A 19,440-nucleotide genomic window follows, 5' to 3' on the forward strand; every position below is an offset into this window, starting at 1 on the left:
CTTCTGTCTGAAACGGTGGGTAGACTAGCCACATGAGTAACGGCGAGACAATGCTAATTGCCTACGATGGCACCGAACGAGCCGGCCGCGCCCTCGAGCACGCGGCCCAGCTGCTGCGGCCCACCACGGTGGAAATCCTCACCGCTTGGGAACCCGTAGCCCGGCAGACCGCCCGCGCCGTCAGCCGCACTGGAATGCACCAGTCCACCGTCTCCCCGGACGGCGTCGAAGAGGATCCGGCCTACGAGGAAGCGTTGAAAATCTGCCGCCAGGGCATCGAACTAGCCGAAAGCCTGGGCTTGGCTGGCCGCGCCCACTTGGTGGAATCCGCCACCACTATTTCCTCCGCCATCATTGATGCAGCACACGAGCTGGACGTGGATGTCATCGTGACCGGCACCCGCGCCCTGACCGGTTTCCGCGCCTGGTGGACCAACTCCACCGCCGATCAGATTGTGCGCAATGCCGGCCTTCCCGTCTTTATCGTGCCGCAGGAAAACGAGGAAGACGCGGACGATGATGAGGCAGAATACTTCTAAATAGCTGCTAGTATTTTTAGCCATGGCTCTGGAAACCGATTCTTTGAACAAGCGCACCCTTGGCCCCGCCATCGGTAGCGCTGTTGTGGGCATCGCGCTCGGCGTCATCACCATCATCGGCATCGCGCAGTTCTCCGGCACTGATACCGTGCCGGAAGGCAATGCGGTTTCTGCTTCCGATGCGGTTTTGGGCGGCCCTGAGTACGGATCCCGCAACTAGGTGTGCGTACCCTCCGCGGGCGGCTTGCCCGCCCCTACCCGCTGGGGATCTTTGCCCTAGCGCTCATCCTCCTCGTGCAGCCGTGGGGGCTGACAGCTGCCGATACCAAGCATGATCTGGCCGCCAATCCGCTGCATTTTCTCCGCGGGGCACTGAGCGCCTATACGGATACCTTTACCCTGGGACAACTACAAAATCAGGCCTATGGCTATCTTTTTCCCCAAGGGCCCTTCTTCGTTTTGACCCAGCCGCTACCCGATTGGGTGGCACAGCGCCTGTGGTGGCTGGTGGTCTTAAGCGTTGGCTTCATCGGCTTTCATAAGCTCGCCTGCAAGGTAGGCCTGCGCGGCGGGTGGGTCTGGGTGGCGGCGATGCTCTACGCGCTTTCCCCTCGCGCGCTTTCTACCCTGACCGCCATTTCTTCCGAGACCTGGCCGGTTATGCTCGCCCCCTGGGTCATCCTGCCCTTCCTCAATGCCAAGCTCACGTGGCGCGATGCCGCCGCAGCCACCATCCCCGTAGCGCTCATGGGTGCGGTCAATGCCACCGCCACCATCGCCGCCTGCACCCCGGCCGCGGTAATTGTGCTCTACCGCCGCGCATTCAAACCCGGCGCGGCCTGGCTCCTAGGGTGCCTGGCGGTATCGGCGTGGTGGATCGGCCCGCTTATCGTACTTGGCCGCTATGCCCCGCCGTTTACGGAATTCATCGAATCCGCTCGCGTGACCACGCGCTGGCTCAACCTGCCAGAAATTCTGCGCGGAACCACGAGCTGGACACCGTTTGTAGATACCGAGCGCGTGGCGGGCAATGCACTGGCTACCGAATCCTTCTTCGTGCTGGTCACCATGGGCATCGCGGCCGTGGGCATCTACGGACTCACCAAACTGCCGCGTGTGTGGGCCGTTATCCTAATGGTGGGCATCGCGGTGCTGGGTTGCCAGGCGGGGTGGTACCTCGATGCTCTCGATGGCCCGCTGGCCGCGCTGCGCAACCTGCATAAGTTTGATCCGCTGGTGCGCATCCCGCTGCTTTTGGGTGTCGCGCGCGCCTGCGCGCATCTGCCTCTACCGCAGAGCTTGCGGCCTACCAAGAAGCAGACAGTAGGCGCGCTCACGCTACTGCTGTGCATCGCGGTCATCTCCCCGGCATGGTCGCAGCGCTTGCTGCCGCTGGGGGCGTATAAGGAGGTTCCCTCCTACTGGCACGAGGCCACGGACTTTATCAATACTCATGCCGCCGATACCCGCACCCTTATCTACCCGGAAGCATCCTTTGCCCGGCAGACCTGGGGGTGGACGCGCGATGAGCCGGCCCAGCCGCTGCTCGATGTCCCTTGGGCCGTGCGCGATGCCGTTCCACTCGTACCAGCAGAGGCTATCCGCGGGCTCGACGGCGTCATGGCCGCACTGAAGGAGGACCCAGCCACCGGCGTGCGCTCCCTTCAGCGCCTGGGCATCGGCGCGGTCATGGTGCGCCACGATCTCTTCACCGGTGAGGACGAGGCCCTGGCCAGTAAATTTGGCGGCGAAGTCCACCGCTTCGACGAGGTCGATGTCATCTTGCTCAACCACGCCGGCATGTCCTTAGGGCCCACAGACCCAGTCCGCGTGGCCGGCGGCGGGGAAGCCTTGGCGCTTCTCGACGCCCACCATGGCCCCACCACCCGCCAGCTCGTCGATAGCGATGCCGATATCGTCACCGATACCCCGACGCTTTCGGACCGCAACTACGGCACCCTCGATGGCCCTATCTCCGCACCCTTGGCTGCAGATGACCCCAGCCACGTAAATAACCGCCTGCGCGATTATCCTTCCGCAGGGCCTCTTAGCCAGGTCGAGACCCACGGCGGTTCCGTGGCGGTCTCCTCCTCGGCAGCCGATGCCACGGCCTTCGGTGGCGCCCAACCGCACAAGTCCGCTACGGCCGCGGTGGATGGGGAAAATTCCACCGCGTGGTGGCCCGCGCCGGGCGATGATTCCGGGTGGATTGAGCTGCGCGGTCATTTCACCCAACCGCGCCTAAAGCTCATGGCCACCAGCGCCACTACGGTTACGGTGCGCTCCGGCAGTGCCGCGGTGGACGTGGATCTCAAGCCTTTCCATGCACAGGAGGTCCGCGTTCCCGGCGGCGATACCGAGGCCATCCGCGTGGAATTGTCCCACCGCACCGGCATCGCGGAACTAGGGGTAGAGGGCCAGCCGGTCGAGCGCGTAGTGACCGTGCCGGATACCTCCCCCGATGTGCACCAATTCTTCTTCCAGCAGATGCTGCAAGATACCGGTGTGCTCATCCGCGACTTCACGGCGCCGCGCCCCATGCGGGTAAAGGTAGATTCCACCAAGCCGGTGCTTATCGACGCCCACCGCTACTCCCCCGGCGATTCCCTCACCCTGAGCCCCGGCACGCACCGTGTGCGCACCACTGGACCGTGGGTGAGCCTTCGCGAGGTGGGCTGGCGCCCGCCGGAGCCCTCGGAGCCCACTGGATACTCGATTAAAGCCAGCGAGGAAGACCGCCTCTTGGTCACCGGACGCGCCTTTAATAAGGGCCTGCGCGGGTATTTGGACAATGACGAGCTCACCCCGCGCGAGATCGACGCCGCCACCCAGGCTTTTGTCATTCCGGCCGGCCGTTCCGGCGACTTCCATATGTCCTTCACCGCCCAGCCGGTTTATCGCGCCACCCTCCTCTTGGGAGGCTCCTTGGGATTGCTGACGCTCGGCCTGTGCCTCCTGGCGGCCGCGCGCCGCCCGTCCCAGCCCGCCTGGCACGCACCGCGTGGGGGCGCTGCCTCAGCCGCCGTGGCACTTGGTGCACTGGCCCTTACCGGCTGGCCGGCGGCAGTGGCGGCCGTGGCTGCGTGGTTGGTAGTGCGCTGGACCACCATCCCGCGCGCCTATCTCGCCCCCGGCGTAGTCGCTGCGGCCGGAGCCATCCTCGCCCGCGCACCGTGGACGTCTGGTTCCTATGCGGGTGATTCGCTCTTGCCTAGCTGCTTGTGTGCCGCGGGCGTGGCCTGTCTTTTCGCCGCCGACCGAGGAGAAGATCCCGGCCGGGACGCTCGATGAGCGTATAACTAGCGGCCGAAACCACCACGGTGCCCACCACAGTCACGGTCAGAATGACCCAAAAGTCCAGGGGTTTCCCGCTAAAAAGCGGCACCCCGGTAAGGGGAAAGGCCAGACCCAAGATGGCCACATGCCACAAGAAAATGGAATAGGACCATGTACCCAGTGCCTGCATGAGTGGGCTGGTCAGCCAAGATTTCTCCCGCGGGGCGAGTGCCACCGGTACCACTACGACCGCAGCAAAGGCCGCGCCCGCCATGATGCGGCGAGAAAATTCCGCGGGTTCGGGATGGATAAGCCCCTGCGGCCCAAACCACTCGCGACTGGCAACCCACAGCACCACCGCCGCCACGATCCACCACGCCCAGCGCGGCCGCAGCACGCGCTGCACTCGCCGACTGATGCCGGCTTCTTCGAATTCGGCGGCCAGCATTCCCACGGCAAACCACGAGGCATACGCGGGCGGCCAGATCTGCGAGTTGACCTGGTCCTTGGCGTAATCGGCTACAAAGGGCACGAATCCCCACGCCCAGCTGAGCACTCCTGCCACGGCAATGGCGGCAATGCGCCAGCGCCGCGGCAGCGTTCCAAGCAGCCACACCAGCACAGGCAAGAAGAGATAAAAGAAGAATTCCACGCACAGCGACCACAGATGGGTAAGACCTGGGGCCAACCCGTCGACCACATAAATTTGCGTGGAAGTAAGATTGCTCAGCAGTTGGGTGAGGGTGAGCGAGTGGGCGTCGGGAAGCAGGAGCATCACCGCCACCACGCAGGCATAATAGGCCGGTAAAAGACGTGCCACGCGCGAGCGCGCATAGCCGGCTAAGCTGTGCAAGCCGCGGCGGCGCCACAAGAGGAACGCGCTGAGTGCAAAGAAAACGGCGACGAAAAAATCGAAGCGCCCGGCAAACCCCCACCCAGTTCCGGTCTGAAAGGACACGTGGGTGACAATGATTCCAAGGGAGGCGACCGCGCGTAGACCGTCTAGCTCCGGCAGATGCTGGGGTACGCTTTTCACAGATGCCTGCGGCTGCACGCTTGCTCCTAACCCCGGATCGACCTGAAACTGATTGGACATATTACTGCAATGAAACGCTACCTTTGGCCACGCTCGCCACTGGCGTGGGTTGTCATTGCCGCCGTCATTTTCTTAGTGCTGGGCACTGTGGTGCCACCGCTATATAACAATCAGACTCGGCCCCTCGCCTTCGACCAAAACATCAACACCGTGACCGCTCCCTCTGCCGGCGTGTGGATGGATGCGCCCGCCTTTATCGCCGGCGCCAAGGCCACAGGCGATAGCAAGAATCCGCAGTGCCAAGAAAAGAAGGCACCCATCTGGTGCTACCTGCACCATGACCTGCTCACCATCGAGCGCAACACCACGACCGCTGAGGTGGCAGAAGACGATGCGCTCGCTCACTCTGATTCTTTATCGCGCCTGCTCGCCGGAGAGACTCCGCTCGCCCAAATCACCGAGCACTCCGTGTTGAACCGAGAATCCACCTACCCTGTGGCGGCCCCTAAGGATAAATGGGAATTCCTCCTGCCGTCAGTGGACACGGGCATGGCCCGCACAGATTTCGAACGAGATGGCATCAACTACTTTTTCCCCTCCGGAACCGAGCAGCGCTCCTATCCCTTTTTCGATCTGGCCTCACAATCCTCCACGGCGGTGGACTTCACCACTACGGAAAAGCTAGACGGTATCCCTACCTATTCCTTCCACCACGATATTCAGCCCATTTCCCTGGCCGATATGTGCAGAAACATCACCACCGAGGCGGTCGATTCCGGCAGCGGCAAAAAGCAGCTGGCCGCTAAGGACTTCCGCATCTCTGGTCCGGCGAAGCGATTCTATGACGAAGACTCGCGCAAGCTCCTCGGCCTAGATCCCACTGACCGGGTCACGGTGGAACCTTTTTATACCGTCGGCCGCGATATCTCCGTGGAACCCACCACCGGCACCATCGTGGATCTGCGGCAAAATATCAAGATTTTCTTCGCTGCCGACGAAAAACAAGCCGGCACCATGGTGGCCAATAACGATACGGAGGATCGCTCCATCTTCGCTGCCGATATGCGCTGGTCCGATGACACTCGCGCGGAGCGCCTCGACGAGGTGCGTCCGGTCATTCGCACCATTCGTGCCTTGATGGTCGTCGGCTGGGCGGGCAAAGCCATCGGCGTCGGCCTATTGCTCTGTGCTGCCTATATGTACATGCGCCGCCACCGTGAAGGCTAAGCGTCTAGTACTCCTCGCCTGGGGCTTCATCCTCGTGACCGCGGTGTGCTGGCCCTTCGCCCTGCCCGGTGAGTTCCTGTGGCGCGATATGGCGCTGCTTGACCATCCGGCGCTTTCCCCTTCGGCTTTCGGCGGCGGCAGTTTGCCTGCCCGCAATGCCCCGCAAGACGGCTTCTTGGCTGTAGTAGGCGGCGCGTGGGCGGCGCGGGTGCTCATTTTTGCCGCCGCGGCGTCCTCCGCGCTCACCGCGGCGCGCTGGGCGCGCTCCACAGCCTCCGCGGTGAGCGCGATGGGGGTGGCGGTGGCCAATCCTTTCGTTATCGAGCGCCTCCTGCAGGGTCAGTGGTCACTTGCTGTGGCCGCGTGGCTGCTCCCGGTCATCGCGTGGGCCGGAAAGCAGCGCAATTGGGTGGCGTGGCTCGCCATGTGGGGCGCTTCACTTACCCCTACGGGTGGGCTCTTTGCCGTGGTGACCGCGGCGGTGACCTGCCGCAAGCGGGTGGCACTTGGCGGCGTGGTCTTGTGCTTGCCGTGGGCCATTCCAGGAATGTTCTATCCCACTGCGCCCGGTGATACCGCTGCGGCGGTGGCTGCGTTTGCCCCGCGAGCCGAAGAGCACGTCGGCACCGGGGGCGCGTTGTTGCGCCTGGGCGGCATCTGGAATGCACAAGCAGCCATCGGGTTCGCGATATGCGGTGTCATCGTGGCGATCATCGCCCTGCTCGGGGCGTGGCGGGTTCCCGTTCGGCTGAGCATACTGGCAGCTATTGGTCTTGGCGGAGCTGTGTTTTTCTGGCTGGTTCCCGGCGCGCTGGTGTGGTCCATCGATCACGTACCGGGGGCGGCGCTACTGCGCGATAGCGGAAAGCTGACCATGCTGGCATTGCCGCTTTATGTGGCCTCGCTGGGTGCGCTGCCGAACCTGCCGGCGGCACTAGCCACCGTGGCCGCGGCAGTGCAGCTGATTCCGGTTCCGGGGCGGCTAGCGGTGCTCGCACCGCGGGATACGGGAGTAGATAAGCAGCTGGTGCGCGAGATTGACGGCCGAGTGGCTTTCTTTCCAGAGCGCGCCAACCTTGTAGAGGTGCCTGGCGGTGTGGCGGTAGATCCCTATTCCAAGGCGGTGGCCATGGTGGAATCAGGGGAATTGAGCGTAGACGGGACCGTGGTGGATCAGGCTTCGCCGCAGTACCGGGCGGCGCTGCGCGCATGGGAGGCACACGATATGAAGCAGCTGTCCCGGATCGGTGTCGGCGTGGTTGTCGTGGACGGTGCTATAGCCGCGGAGACGGACGCACCACGGCCGCAGGTTCCATGGGCGCTTACTGCGTTGTGGATGGCTTGTCCGCTACTAGCCCTTGCAGCAATTCCGCGAATTGCTCGCCGGTCTTCTCCCACGAGAAGCTAGCGGCAAAATCGCGCGCGTTGGAGCCGAGGGTGCGGCGTAAGGGGGCGTCGGCAAGCAGCTGCTTGGTGGCCGCAACAAAGTCTTCCTCGCGCTCTACTAGGATGCCGGTCTCACCGTTAATAACACTGTCACGCAGGCCAAACGTATAGCCAACAGTGGGGACCCCATGTTGGGCGGCCTCCATTACTGCCAAGCCCCACCCCTCTTTGCGGGAGGGCATAAGCAGGGCATCGGCCCGGGCGAGCAGGGCATGCTTATAGTCCTCGGTCACCTGGCCGCGGAAGCGCACGCGACTGCTGACGCCGTGTTCCTCGGCATAGGCACGCAGGTTAGCCTCCCACCAACCGGAGCCTATGACATCCAGGACCGCGCCCGGGGTCTGCGCCACCGTATCCATGGCATGCTCAATCTGCTTATGCGGCACCAGGCGCGAGAGCGTTACCAAGTGCACGTCGGCCTCTCGTTCCAGGGAAGGCACATGGTCCGGAACCGGGTCCAGACCATTGGCAATGATGTGCGCACCCTTAATTCCCAGTGCCTCTAGATCCTCGCGGGAAGCCTCAGAAACGGTGACATAAGGCGCGCCGCGATACACACGCGGAGCCACCCGGGACTCAAGGAACCAGCCGAGGTGGCCCAGGAGGGGACCTGCCACCGGCCACTGCTCGCGGTGGCAGTGGTGGGTAAGCAGCACCGTCGGTGCTCCAGATACCAAGCGGGCAAAGAAAGGAATGCCGTTTTGGGTATCGATTACCGCATCCACCCCGCGCAGGTCACCCAGCCCCACACGGCCTGCCAGCATCGCCGCCCAGGCACGCGGATACACGCCGAACTTGGCGCCACCGCGGCTATAGCGCACGCCGTCGCGCACCTCCCGGCGCGCGGCATTCATGTGCTTGGAGGTGCGAAAAACCACCTCGTGGCCCTGCGCCGCGAGGTATTCGCCCACGCGCTCCAAGTAGCGCTCCGAGCCCCCGCCTTGCGGGTGGGTGGAATCGCGCCAGCATAGTAAAAGAATCTTCATTGTGAGGTATTAGCCTAGTGGGTTATGAGACATACCCGTGAGATGGCCACGCTGCGCCGCTCCTTGCAGCTGTTGCGTTCCTTTCGCTTTGAGCAGACGCACCCCGAGATTTTCTACGGCGGGCTAGCGGAAGATACGGCCGGACTGGTAGATAACCTCGGCCGCGACTTGGGCGTCCGGCTTCCCGGGGCGAGGGTGCTCGATGTGGGCGGCGGACCGGGCTATTTTGCGGATGCTTTTGCCCGGCGCGGCGCCCACTATGTGGGACTAGAACCGGATGCTGGCGAAATGTCTGCGGCTGGCATCCACTTGAGCAACTCGGTGCGCGGGGACGGCACCAACCTTCCCTTTGCCGATGACTCTTTTGACGTGGTCTATTCCTCCAACGTGGCTGAGCACATCCCCAATCCTTGGGATATGGGCGAGGAGATGCTGCGCGTGACCCGCCCGGGTGGCCTGACTATCCTGAGCTATACGGTATGGCTCGGCCCCTTCGGCGGCCACGAGACCGGCCTGTGGGAGCACTATGTGGGCGGCGAGTTTGCCCGCGATCGCTACACCCGCCGCCACGGTCACCCGCCCAAGAATGTCTTTGGCACTTCGCTTTTCGACGTCCCCTGCTCCGCCGGCCTCCACTGGGCACAGCGCACCGGCGCGCTCAAACTCGCCTTCCCCCGTTACCACCCTAGCTGGGCTTGGTGGCTAACTCGCGTGCCAGGTGTGCGGGAATTCGCGGTTTCTAACCTGACATTGGTATTGCAACCTAAGAGTTTCAATGGCAATACGCGCTGAGATCGAATACCTCGCTACATTGATCTCGGACTCGGTCATCGTGGGTAACCACGATGACCGCAGCACCAGCGGCGGCTTGTTCCTGTAGCAGGGACAGCACGCGGTCACTGTTCTTACTGTCGAGGGCCGCAGTTGGCTCATCCGCCAAGATGAGACTCGGGGTGCGTACCAAGATGCGGGCAAAAGAAACTCGCTGCTGTTCGCCGCCGCTTAAGGAAAATGCTTTCTCCTTCTCTCGTCCAGCTAGGCCCACCTGCTCCAGCGCACCGGCAATAATTTCAGTTTTCTTAGCCTGCGGAGTTTTAGGAGGCAATGCTACGGCCAAATTATCGGCAACCGAATCGGTATCGACCAGTGCAAAATCCTGAAATAGATAGCCAATATCGTGGCGGCGTACTTTTCGCGCCTGCCTTTCTTTCATACGCGTAGCATCGTGACCGAGCACTTCCATGCTTCCGCCGCTGAGCGAGTCCAGAAGGCCTAAACAATTTAATAGCGTGGTTTTTCCGCACCCCGAAGGCCCAGTTAAGGCCACTACTTGTCCTGGCGCGATATCTAAGTCCACTCCCGACCACAAGGTGCGTTGAGCAATGGAGTAGCGACCTTCCCGAATCTTTATTACGGCCTCATTCATTTTTCTATCTCTTTCCTACCCGATATGAGATGTGCACCATTGTCACTACCGAAACGACGGCCACAAGAATTGAAAGCCCAACCCCATAGGCCATTGCTTCTGGCGTTACCTTCAGCTGGGCGACGACGGCGGGCATACTATTCATCCGTTCCAACTCTCGTGCTTGGCCGCCTTTGAACCATAAATAACCTATGGTGACACAACAGATTGCGGCGTCAGCAAGCCACAAGTACCGATACGCACGAGCCATAGGGATTCCCATGAACCGGTAGACGCGAAGCCGCTGTGCAAACAGCTTTCGATACAAAAAGCCCGCGATGACCGCCATGGTTAGCGCAATCAAAGCCGCAGCAATGACACCGAGAACCAACGCAACGGTATCGGCACGCAGCGACGCATTTCCCTTGGCCCAAAGATGTGCAGCCGAGTTGGTCTTCAAAACGAAGTTGCTAAGGTCCGGATCATCGCGAAGCTCAGGCGGAACCTCACCCAGAAAGCCAGTGCCATTCTGAGTCATGCCGGCAACAATGGTTCTATCTGACGGCAGCTGGTCGTCCGGATAGATGGTCATCACCGGCCCCGCAGTTTTTATCTGTTCGCCCCAACCAGTTTCATCTATCTGCCAAGTAGCTACGTCGAAGTCATCACTATCGAGGATTTCCACTGGACATTCGTGCTCGCTGCAATAGAAGTCCTTCGGGACCGAATCTGCACTGCCTTCCAGTCCTCGCGGAATATACCTTGTGGGCTCGTGCGGCGGATTATTCTGCAATTTCTCGCGCAGTGGGCCTTCCACCGAACGCATTGCTGCCGTGTAATTGAAGCTGAGCATATCGCGGCCGACTCCGCCGAACTCTGCCGGTGAGTCCTCAGAAAACTGTACATATTGAAACTGACCAACCGTAGATTTAGCCCGCGCAAGCTCGGCTAACTTGTGTGTTGAATCTACGATGCCATCGCTATCACGCGCCCCTGAAAGTTCCAAGAGCTGCAGATCATCGGCTTGCTTCCAGAAGTTACCAACGCCTTTTTGCACCTCCACTTCATGCAGGTGGTTTAGTGCTGGGGCTATGAGTCCTACAGCTGCAATACAGGGCACGAGTTTCAACAAGACGACAATTGCCACGGTACTACGCTGCGGCAGCTTCCCTTTGAGCCGATCCCTCAACGCTAGCTTTTTACACGCCCATGTAGTCAGGAGGAATGCCACCACCATGACAACGAGAAGGGGAAACAGAAAGACTGCCGAGTAGCGCATAATCCCTAGCATTACTCGTGGCGAAACCAATACTCCGCACAGCACCAGCGCCACCGCCGCGATAGCCAGTGCACCAAGAAATGCACTTGCATAAGAACGCCGAAACTCACGTGCAAATATGACCCTAGGCGATAGTCCCATGAGCTGCCACACGGCATAATCCCTGGTTCGCGCGATCGCACCGGCCACGACGACAGCAAAGCACGTGGCCAGAATCAAAAAATAAATTCCGGCTAGCGCGGTATCCGTGAAAAGGAACGACCATTCTAGGCTTTCGAGTTCCTGATGCTGCGCGCTGTGAGCATCCAGAATTCCATACACTGTATTTTTGAAATCCTCGCCCCCGGACAGTTGTAGGAGTTGACGCGGATCTTTATCCGGTAATTCCGTCAGATCGTGTATGTGAACTGGACTGCCCGGCGCAATCGTGTTGTACCAGGTGCCACCAAAGTCCCCAGCGGCGTAGACGTCGGTATGGTCCGGTTGCTCGAGTTCCACTGCAATGCGTTCACCCTTCGATTGCGCAGCCTCATCGAGTGCAGCAAGAATTTCAGAGCCCTGACCACCATAGGATCCGACGTTGATAAAAGAGCCGGTTTCGAATATTCCCTCCGACTGCGTCATCGCAAATGCCCAGTACCCCAAGAACAATGCGGATAGTACGCAAAATGCGGCGAGAATTCGTTGAGAAAGGCTAACGCCTTCTTTCATGAAATACTTCCTTAACTAAAGCAAGGGTCGCCCATGACGACGACCCTTGTGACGCTTACCTTCTATTAACACAAGCGGTAATAAGCGCCATCCGCCCCGAGCCAACGAGATGATGCCTGCGCACGGGCCCACGTATTCGCTGGTTGGCAGCCAGAGTCAACGTACTGGTGGCCGTTGACGGAACTACCATGATTGACAAATGAAAGCCCCTATTTGGACATTTCAGATATTTTCATATTCTTATATCTTTTTCACCATTACTGGTAAAGAGTTTCACTTTTATTAACTAAGATTAACTTATTGTTTACTTTTTATATCTAGGTAAGGCAATGCGAAAACCCCCAGCAACAATGGTGTCGCTGGGGGCTAGCTGGAGCCTTGATTTTAAGAGGCGTTCTCTACGCGCTCCTTCAGGGCGTGGAACTGGTCCCACACCTCAGATGGCACGCGGGAGCCTAGGAAGTTGAGGTAGCTGGCGTTATCCTGCATATCGCCTTCCCAGTCCTCCGGGTTGACGGCGAGAGCAGCGCGCACATCCTCGATATCAAAGTCGATACCCTCGAGGTCGATATCCTCGGCGCGAGCGGTGTGGCCTACGACGGTCTCCTCAGCCTCAACATTGCCCTCGATGCGGTCAATGATCCACTTGAGCACTCGAGAGTTCTCGCCGAAGCCCGGCCATAGGAAGCGGCCATCGTCGCCGCGGCGGAACCAGTTAACCAAGAAGATAGACGGCATACGGTCGCCGCCCTTTTCACCCATGTCAATCCAGTGCTGCAGGTAGTCACCGGCGTTGTAGCCAATGAACGGCAGCATAGCCATCGGGTCGTGGCGCAAGGTGCCAACGCTGCCCTCTGCGGCAGCGGTCTGGCCAGAGGCCAGAAGAGCGCCGATCATGGTGCCGTGGTTCCAGTCAAAAGCCTGGGTAACCAACGGAACGGTGGTCTTGCGGCGGCCGCCGAAGAGGATGGCATCGATCTTTACGCCCTGCCAATCGTCATACTCTGGAGCAGCGCTCGGGCACTGGGAAATCGGCACGCAGTAGCGGGAGTTAGGGTGCGCAGCCTTGGTAGACGAAGACGGAGTCCAGTCCTGACCGGTCCAGTCGATGAGGTGCTCTGGTGCCTCCTTGGACATCTCCTCCCACCAGACATCGCCGTCGTCGGTAAGCGCAACGTTGGTGAAAATGGTGTTACCCGGCTCCATGGTCCGCATAGCAATCGGGTTGGAGTCGTAGTTGGTGCCAGGAGCCACGCCGAAGAAGCCGTTTTCGGGATTTACGGCGTAGAGACCGTCTTCGCGCAGGTGTAGCCACGCAATGTCATCGCCGACAACCTCAGCCTTCCAGCCCGGAATGGTTGGGGTAATCATGGCTAGGTTGGTCTTGCCACAGGCCGACGGGAAGGCGGCTGCAACGTGGTACTTCTTGCCTTCTGGGTTGGTCAGCTTCAAGATGAGCATGTGCTCGGCCATCCAGCCCTCTTCCTTGGCCATAACGGAAGCGATGCGCAGCGCGTAGCACTTCTTAGCCAGGATGGCGTTGCCGCCGTAGCCAGAACCGTAGGACCAGATTTCCTTAGTTTCAGGGAACTGGGTGATGTACTTGGTGTCATTGCATGGCCATGCCACGTCTTCCTCACCCGGCTCCAGCGGGGCACCCACGGAGTGCAGGGCGTGGACAAAGTTGCCGTCAGCACCGATTTTCTCCAGGGCTTCAGCACCCATACGGGTCATGATGCGCATGGAGAGCACAACATAGGCGGAGTCAGTCAGCTGCACGCCCAACTTCGGCTCCGGATCGCTAATCGGGCCCATACAGAAGGGAACCACGTACATGGTGCGACCCTTCATAGAACCACGGAAAGCTTCCGTCATCTCTTCCTTCATTGCCGCAGGCGGAGCCCAGTTATTGGTAGGGCCGGCGCCATCTTCGTGCTCGGTACAGATGAAGGTGCGGGATTCCACACGTGCGACGTCGGAAGGGTTGGAACGAGCCAAGTAGGAGTTAGGTCGCTTTTCCTCGTTCAACTTGATAAGCGTGCCTTTTTCCACCAGCTCGCCGGCCAAACGGTCAGCCTCGTCCTGGGAGCCGTCTACAAAGACCACCTGGTCCGGCTGGAAAAGCTCAACATTTTCGCTAATCCAGCCGATAAGCTTTTCATTTTTAGTCGGCAGCTCTCCGACGAGCCCTGGGATAGTGGCGGTCATTAGTAATTCTCCTGAGGGTGGGTGTGAAAATTGGAGCAAAAAGCCCCAACTGTGCCTTCCACCTCAAGATTAACGTGCTCGCCCGAATAATTTGCGCAAAACTTGCCACACCGGTTATATCCACCACGTTAACCAGAACTTCACCAAGCGCATACGAAGGTAATGTGTTAAAAATCGCCTTTTCCACTCCCCCTTTCTGGGGGTTCATTGTCCCACTTTTCCGCCTCGAAACGATCTTCTACCACCCCCAACTGGGCCCACTGGTTATATCCGGGATGTCATCGCCACATGTATCCCTCGGCGCGGCGTATTGCTTGGCGGGGCTAAGCAGGGGAAAATAGGCCGCAATGAATAGCACAGATAATTCTCAAAACACCCGCGCTGGGGAAATGCCCCCTGGCCGCCCGCCACAAACCGACTTCAACGCCGTTTTCCACAACGAGCTTGACTACCCGCGCCTAGGCAACGTCACTTTCCGCCGCGGAACGCTCACCGATAACCAGCATGAACTTTTTGAAAAGCGCTGGCCGGAGCTCGGACGCGTGCTGGAAGACGAGGTCATTGATCTCGCTTCCTGGTTCGGCCGCAGCGGCGCCAAGACGATCGTGGAAATCGGTTCCGGTACCGGCACCTCCACCGCTGCCATGGCACCGAAAGAAGCCGATACCAACATCATCGCCGTCGAGCTCTACAAACCAGGCCTTGCCAAGCTGCTCGGCCAGATTGAGCGTGAGGGTATCGAAAATATCCGCATGATCCGCGGCGATGGCATCGAAGTCTTGATGCGCATGTTTGAACCGGAATCCCTCGACGGAATCCGCGTCTTCTTCCCGGATCCGTGGCCAAAGGCGCGCCATCACAAGCGCCGCATTATTCAGTCAGGCACCCTCAATCTTTTTGCCTCCCGGTTAAAGAAGGGCGGTGTGCTGCACGTCGCTACCGACCACGCCGGGTATGCCGAGTGGATCGATGAACTAGTTGAAGTAGAACCAAGCCTGGATTACAAGGGCTGGCCATGGCCGGAGTGCCCGCAGCTGGTAGATCGTCAGGTCATCACCAAGTTTGAGGGCAAGGGTCTAGATAAAGAACACGTGATCACGGAGTATCTCTGGGAGAAGAAATAAATGAGCACCTACCTACTTGTCTGGGATGCGCCCAATATGGACATGGGCCTAGGCTCCCTGCTCGGCGGCCGCCCCACCGCCGCACACCGCCCGCGCTTCGACGCCATCGGCCGCTGGCTGGTACACCTTGCCCAGGACGTTGATGCGGAACCGCGCGCCGATGTCTTTACTAATGTCACCCCGGGCGGCGCCGATGTCATCCGCCCATGGGTAGAAGCCATCCGCAACGTAGGCTTCGGTGTTTTTGCCAAGCCCAAGATCCACGAAGACGATGACGTAGATCCGGATATGCTCGACCACATCGAAAGCCTCCGCGAGGATCTAGCCGGCGTGATTGTTGCCTCCGCCGATGGCCAGAATTTCCAGGAACCTTTGGAAGAGCTCATCGCGGAAGGCCTTCCAGTGACGGTCCTCGGTTTCCACGAGCATGCCGCATGGGCCGTAGGCCACGCGGATATCAATTTTGTGGACCTGGAGGATATCGAGGGCGTATTCCGCGAGCCGCTACCGCGTGTGAATCTGGATAACCTGCCGGAGGGTGGTGCATGGCTGCAGCCATTCCGCCCCCTGGCTGCGCTGCTTAATAACCGCTAGGAGGCTGCCCCAATGTTTGAAAAATGGGGACGTTTTTCCTATGCGCACCGCCGGCTCATCCCCGCCATCATCGTCGCCGCAATCCTTGCGCTCTTCATCGGCTTTGGCATGCAGCTCGAAGATCGCATGAGCCAGGAGGGCTGGGAGGATCCCAATGCGGCGTCGACAAGCGCGGCCCAGATCGAGCAGGAAACATTCGGCCGCGATAACTCCGGCGATGTTATCTTGCTCTTCCACTCCCCCGATGAGAACTTCGACGCCGCCAAGCAGCACTTGGCGCAGCTAAAAGCGGAGTACCCGGACCAGATTGACTCGGTGACCAGCTACTTCGACACGAAGAACCCGAACCTGGTCAATGACGATCACTCCCTCGCCTTCGCAGCCATCGGCCTCAAAGGCGATGACGAACAGACGCTGAAGGATTTCCGCGCCATCGAAGGCGCGCTGACGGATACCTCCGCCCCAGTAGAAATCGCGGGCGCTACCGCAGTTGCAGATGCCCTGGATGAGGGAATGTCCCATGACATCTCCCGCGCCGAAAAGGCTGCGCTGCCACTGGTAGGCATCCTCTTACTGGTGGTCTTTGGTTCCGTCGTTGCGGCTTGCATGCCGCTGGTGGTCGGCGGTCTCTCCATCTTGGGTTCTTTGGGCATCCTGTCCATCCTGGCCAGCTTCTCGCAGGTCAATGTCTTTGCCCAGGCCGTCGTCACGCTGCTGGGGCTCGGCCTAGCCATCGATTATGGCCTCTTTATGGTTTCGCGCTTCCGCGAGGAGCTCGACAAGGGCCGCTCCACTGAGGAAGCCGTGGCCACCACCACTGCAACGGCCGGCCAAACCGTGGTTTTCTCTGCAGCCATGGTTGCCGTTGCGCTCTCTGGCCTTTTCCTCTTCCCCCAGGCCTTCCTCAAGTCCGTGGCCTATGGTTCCATTTCTGCAGTCGGCTTGGCCGCGCTCCTTTCGGTCACCGTGCTGCCATCCTTTTTTGGCATGCTCGGCCCCAAGATCGATACCTGGTCTGTACGCCGCGCCTCTCGGACGGCACGCACGATTCAAGACACCTGGTGGTATAAGCTTCCGCGCTGGGCGATGCGCCATGCCCGCGGACTGACCATCGCCGTATGCGGCCTGCTCATCGCACTCACCCTGCCTATCATGAGCATTACCTTTGGCGGCATCAACGAGTCCTACCTGCCGCCCGACCAGGACACCCGCGTGGCGCAGGATAAATTCAACGAAGAGTTCCCAGCTTTCCGCACAGAGCCGGTCAAGCTCGTGGTGGAAAATGCCTCGAACCAGCAGCTTGTCGACGTCGTCATGCAGGTCCGCGGCCTCGACGGCCTCACCGAGCCCATGGCGCCGACGACCGCCACCAAGGACGGCACTACCGTCCTTTCCGCCGGCATTGAAGACCGCGATGACTACGCGAAGATCGTGCACGAGCTGGAAAAGGTCAAGGCCCCTGAAGGCGTGAACCTCTACGTGGGCGGTACTCCCGCCATGGAGGTGGAGTCCCTCGATGCGCTCTTCCACACGCTGCCGTGGATGGCGCTCTACGTGGTGCTAGCTACATTCCTGCTCATGGCCCTAGTCTTCGGCTCCTTTGTACTGCCGCTCAAGGCCATTGTGATGACACTGCTAACTCTTGGCGCAACGCTGGGCATCCTGACGTTGATGTTCGTTGCCGGCTTGGGCTCGGACATTCTCAACTTCACGCCCGGCCCGCTCATGAGCCCGATCTTGGTGCTCATCATCGCCATTGTCTACGGCCTGTCCACCGATTACGAGGTCTTTTTGGTCTCCCGTATGGTGGAGGCTCGCCGGCGCGGCGCTTCCACCGACGAGTCCATTGCAGCCGGCACCGCGCATACCGGCGGCATCATTACCGCAGCGGCGCTTATCATGATCGTGGTCTCGGGCGCATTCGGCTTCTCCGATATCGTGATGATGAAATACATTGCCTACGGCATGATTTTTGCCCTGCTTATCGACGCCACCATTGTCCGCATGCTCCTCGTCCCGGCCGTCATGCACTTGCTGCGCGAGGATAACTGGTGGGCCCCTAGCTGGCTGCGCCACGCCACCACCACCTTGACCGGCGGTACCACCCACCGCGGCAAGACTGTTCCCTTCTCTGAACTCAAACAACGCCTCGAAGGGGGTAAGTAAGTGAAGAATTGGCTGCGCCTCATCCTCTCGCTCATCGTCTTGCTGGTCTTGGTTTATGTCTTCCGCGATGAGCTGGACTTCTTGCGCGAAGGCTTTTCGCGGCTGTCCAATTCCAACCCGGCCGCGATAGCACTGGTCATCGTCGCCTCCATCGCGGCGGTACTCGCCATGGGTGAGGTCATGCGTCTGCTCATTCGCGCCGGCGGCGTCAAGGTACCGGCCTCAGAAACCGCAGCACTGACGTTAGCCGCTAATGCGTGGTCAACCACTCTTCCGGCCGGACCAGCCTTTTCCGCCATTCTCACCTTCTACGTGCAACGCACGTGGGGCGCGTCCGTCATGCTGTGTGGCTGGTTCTTCGTGCTGTCCTCTGCAATTTCCACGATGTGGCTCGTGCTCATCGGCTTGGGCGGCGTGCTCTTCCTCAATGCCGACATGGCTCTGTGGTCCCTCATTGGCACCCTGGTGCTCATGCTGGCGCTTTCTGGCGGTCTGTTCTGGCTGACCAATCATCCGGATACCATCATCCGCTGGCTCAACCGCCAAAAGCTCATTAAGGGCTCCAAGCGCGAAGCGCTCGTGGATCAGGTCAAAAATTTGGAAGAGGTCCACCTCACCCGCCGCCAATTCGCCTGGGTTTCCTTTTACTCCCTGGCCAACCGCCTCATCGATATGGTCTCGCTGTGGGGCTGTGTGTGGGCCGTGACCGGCCACCTGCCCGCCCTGCACGCGGGAGAGGACACCACGACGATGGCCGGTGTAGCACTGGCTTATCTCACCGCTAAGCTGGCTGGCTCTGCTCAGGCCACGCCGGCCGGCCTCGGTACGGTGGAAGCCGCCATTATCGCCACCCTGGTTGCCACCGGTATGACCGCGGTAGATGCAACCGGCGCGGCAATCATTTATCGTCTGATTTCCTTTGCCCTTATCACCATCATTGGCTGGGTAATCTACTTCTGGCACTATGCTCGCAAGGGCATTACTTACGCCGCCTTGAATCGAAAGGAAAACGCATGAGAATCGCCCCCGTCATCGATATCATCGCCTTGATGCTCTTTGCTGTGGCCGCCCGTCTCGCCCACGGCGGACTAAGTTTTTCCACCTGGGTTGATGCTTTCTGGCCATGGGCCATCGGCGCGCTCATCGGCTGGGCTATCATCCTGGCCGTCAAGGTGCAGGGCAAGTGGAAGGAAGGCGGCGTCGTCTGGCTAAGCACCATCGTGGGCGGCATGGCCCTGTGGATGCTGGTCAATGGTCGGCTACCGCACTGGAGCTTCCTCATCGTGGCAACCGTTATGTCCGCGCTATTCTTCTTCGGCTGGCGGCTTTTCGCCCGCAAATAAAAATAAGGAGGGTTGAACCCTCCTTATTTTTTGCTCGTTTTACTTGGAGCTTACCGGTACGCCTGCTTGATTGAGAATATCGGCTACGAAACCAATGATC

At 60.1% G+C, this 19,440-nt stretch carries 16 protein-coding genes; 11 read left to right on the forward strand and 5 right to left on the reverse strand.

Translation table 11 applies throughout. The annotated features are described in order from the left end of the window. The first annotated feature begins 32 nt into the window (after positions 1–32). Genes QP904_RS02930 through QP904_RS02940 form a run of 3 tightly spaced genes read left to right on the forward strand, consistent with a single transcriptional unit; the run spans position 33 to position 3,830 of the window. Positions 33–539 (forward strand): universal stress protein, encoded by a 507-nt coding sequence (locus QP904_RS02930; RefSeq protein ID WP_034655562.1) that lies wholly within the window; start codon positions 33–35, stop codon positions 537–539. 22 nt (positions 540–561) lie between these two features. Further along, positions 562–759, forward strand: a complete 198-nt coding sequence (locus QP904_RS02935; protein ID WP_005325448.1) for a DUF2613 domain-containing protein — start codon at positions 562–564, stop codon at positions 757–759. Between the two features lie 2 nt (positions 760–761). After that, on the forward strand, positions 762–3,830 hold the full coding sequence (locus QP904_RS02940) for an alpha-(1->3)-arabinofuranosyltransferase domain-containing protein (protein WP_284835510.1): 3,069 nt from the start codon (positions 762–764) through the stop codon (positions 3,828–3,830). Here the strand turns inward: QP904_RS02940 and QP904_RS02945 are convergent. Next, positions 3,751–4,869, reverse strand: a complete 1,119-nt coding sequence (locus QP904_RS02945) for an acyltransferase family protein (RefSeq protein WP_284835511.1) — start codon at positions 4,867–4,869, stop codon at positions 3,751–3,753. The two genes, QP904_RS02940 and QP904_RS02945, sit on opposite strands and share 80 nt — an antisense overlap. A gap of 51 nt (positions 4,870–4,920) precedes the next feature. On the opposite strand from QP904_RS02945, the gene QP904_RS02950 reads away from it, so the two are divergent. Then, positions 4,921–6,078 carry a PorA family protein gene (locus tag QP904_RS02950; RefSeq protein ID WP_284835512.1) on the forward strand — a complete coding sequence of 386 codons (1,158 nt, stop codon included), beginning with the start codon at positions 4,921–4,923 and terminating at the stop codon, positions 6,076–6,078. Further along, a complete protein-coding gene (locus tag QP904_RS02955; RefSeq protein ID WP_284835513.1) occupies positions 6,068–7,486 on the forward strand; it encodes an MmpA family trehalose lipid delivery protein in 1,419 nt (472 codons plus the stop codon). Before QP904_RS02950 ends, QP904_RS02955 begins: the two co-directional genes overlap by 11 nt. Here the strand turns inward: QP904_RS02955 and QP904_RS02960 are convergent. Further along, the gene (locus QP904_RS02960; protein ID WP_284835514.1) at positions 7,401–8,510 is read right to left on the reverse strand and encodes a glycosyltransferase family 4 protein; all 1,110 of its coding nucleotides are present in this window, start codon (positions 8,508–8,510) and stop codon (positions 7,401–7,403) included. The two genes, QP904_RS02955 and QP904_RS02960, sit on opposite strands and share 86 nt — an antisense overlap. Before the next feature lie 24 nt (positions 8,511–8,534). On the opposite strand from QP904_RS02960, the gene QP904_RS02965 reads away from it, so the two are divergent. Continuing rightward, positions 8,535–9,302 carry a class I SAM-dependent methyltransferase gene (locus QP904_RS02965; RefSeq protein ID WP_284835515.1) on the forward strand — a complete coding sequence of 256 codons (768 nt, stop codon included), beginning with the start codon at positions 8,535–8,537 and terminating at the stop codon, positions 9,300–9,302. Here QP904_RS02965 and QP904_RS02970 read toward each other — a convergent pair. The 3 genes from QP904_RS02970 to QP904_RS02980 all read right to left on the reverse strand — a co-directional run bounded on the left by QP904_RS02970 (position 9,283) and on the right by QP904_RS02980 (position 14,113). Then, the gene (locus QP904_RS02970) at positions 9,283–9,936 is read right to left on the reverse strand and encodes an ABC transporter ATP-binding protein (RefSeq protein ID WP_200288558.1); all 654 of its coding nucleotides are present in this window, start codon (positions 9,934–9,936) and stop codon (positions 9,283–9,285) included. The two genes, QP904_RS02965 and QP904_RS02970, sit on opposite strands and share 20 nt — an antisense overlap. 4 nt (positions 9,937–9,940) lie before the next feature. Next, positions 9,941–11,905 carry a bacteriocin-associated integral membrane family protein gene (locus tag QP904_RS02975; protein WP_284835516.1) on the reverse strand — a complete coding sequence of 655 codons (1,965 nt, stop codon included), beginning with the start codon at positions 11,903–11,905 and terminating at the stop codon, positions 9,941–9,943. A 384-nt stretch (positions 11,906–12,289) separates the two neighbouring features. Then, complete coding sequence (locus tag QP904_RS02980) at positions 12,290–14,113, reverse strand: phosphoenolpyruvate carboxykinase (GTP) (protein WP_049359979.1); 1,824 nt, start codon at positions 14,111–14,113, stop codon at positions 12,290–12,292. Positions 14,114–14,460: 347 nt separating this feature from the next. On the opposite strand from QP904_RS02980, the gene trmB reads away from it, so the two are divergent. The 5 genes from trmB to QP904_RS03005 are packed head-to-tail and all read left to right on the forward strand — an operon-like array spanning position 14,461 to position 19,340. After that, a complete protein-coding gene (trmB, locus tag QP904_RS02985; RefSeq protein ID WP_200288555.1) occupies positions 14,461–15,237 on the forward strand; it encodes a tRNA (guanosine(46)-N7)-methyltransferase TrmB in 777 nt (258 codons plus the stop codon). Beyond that, on the forward strand, positions 15,238–15,831 hold the full coding sequence (locus tag QP904_RS02990) for an NYN domain-containing protein (RefSeq protein WP_005325427.1): 594 nt from the start codon (positions 15,238–15,240) through the stop codon (positions 15,829–15,831). Between the two features lie 12 nt (positions 15,832–15,843). Beyond that, positions 15,844–17,997: an MMPL family transporter gene (locus QP904_RS02995; protein WP_200288554.1), complete on the forward strand. Its 2,154-nt coding sequence runs from the start codon at positions 15,844–15,846 to the stop codon at positions 17,995–17,997. Beyond that, positions 17,998–19,014 carry a lysylphosphatidylglycerol synthase transmembrane domain-containing protein gene (locus tag QP904_RS03000; RefSeq protein ID WP_284835517.1) on the forward strand — a complete coding sequence of 339 codons (1,017 nt, stop codon included), beginning with the start codon at positions 17,998–18,000 and terminating at the stop codon, positions 19,012–19,014. It abuts the gene before it with no gap. Beyond that, a complete protein-coding gene (locus QP904_RS03005) occupies positions 19,011–19,340 on the forward strand; it encodes a DUF3054 domain-containing protein (protein ID WP_023020056.1) in 330 nt (109 codons plus the stop codon). The genes QP904_RS03000 and QP904_RS03005 overlap by 4 nt, the downstream gene beginning before the upstream one ends. Positions 19,341–19,440: the final 100 nt, after the last annotated feature.

The sequence above is a fragment of the Corynebacterium nasorum genome (genome assembly GCF_030229765.1).
GTDB lineage: Bacteria > Actinomycetota > Actinomycetes > Mycobacteriales > Mycobacteriaceae > Corynebacterium > Corynebacterium kefirresidentii.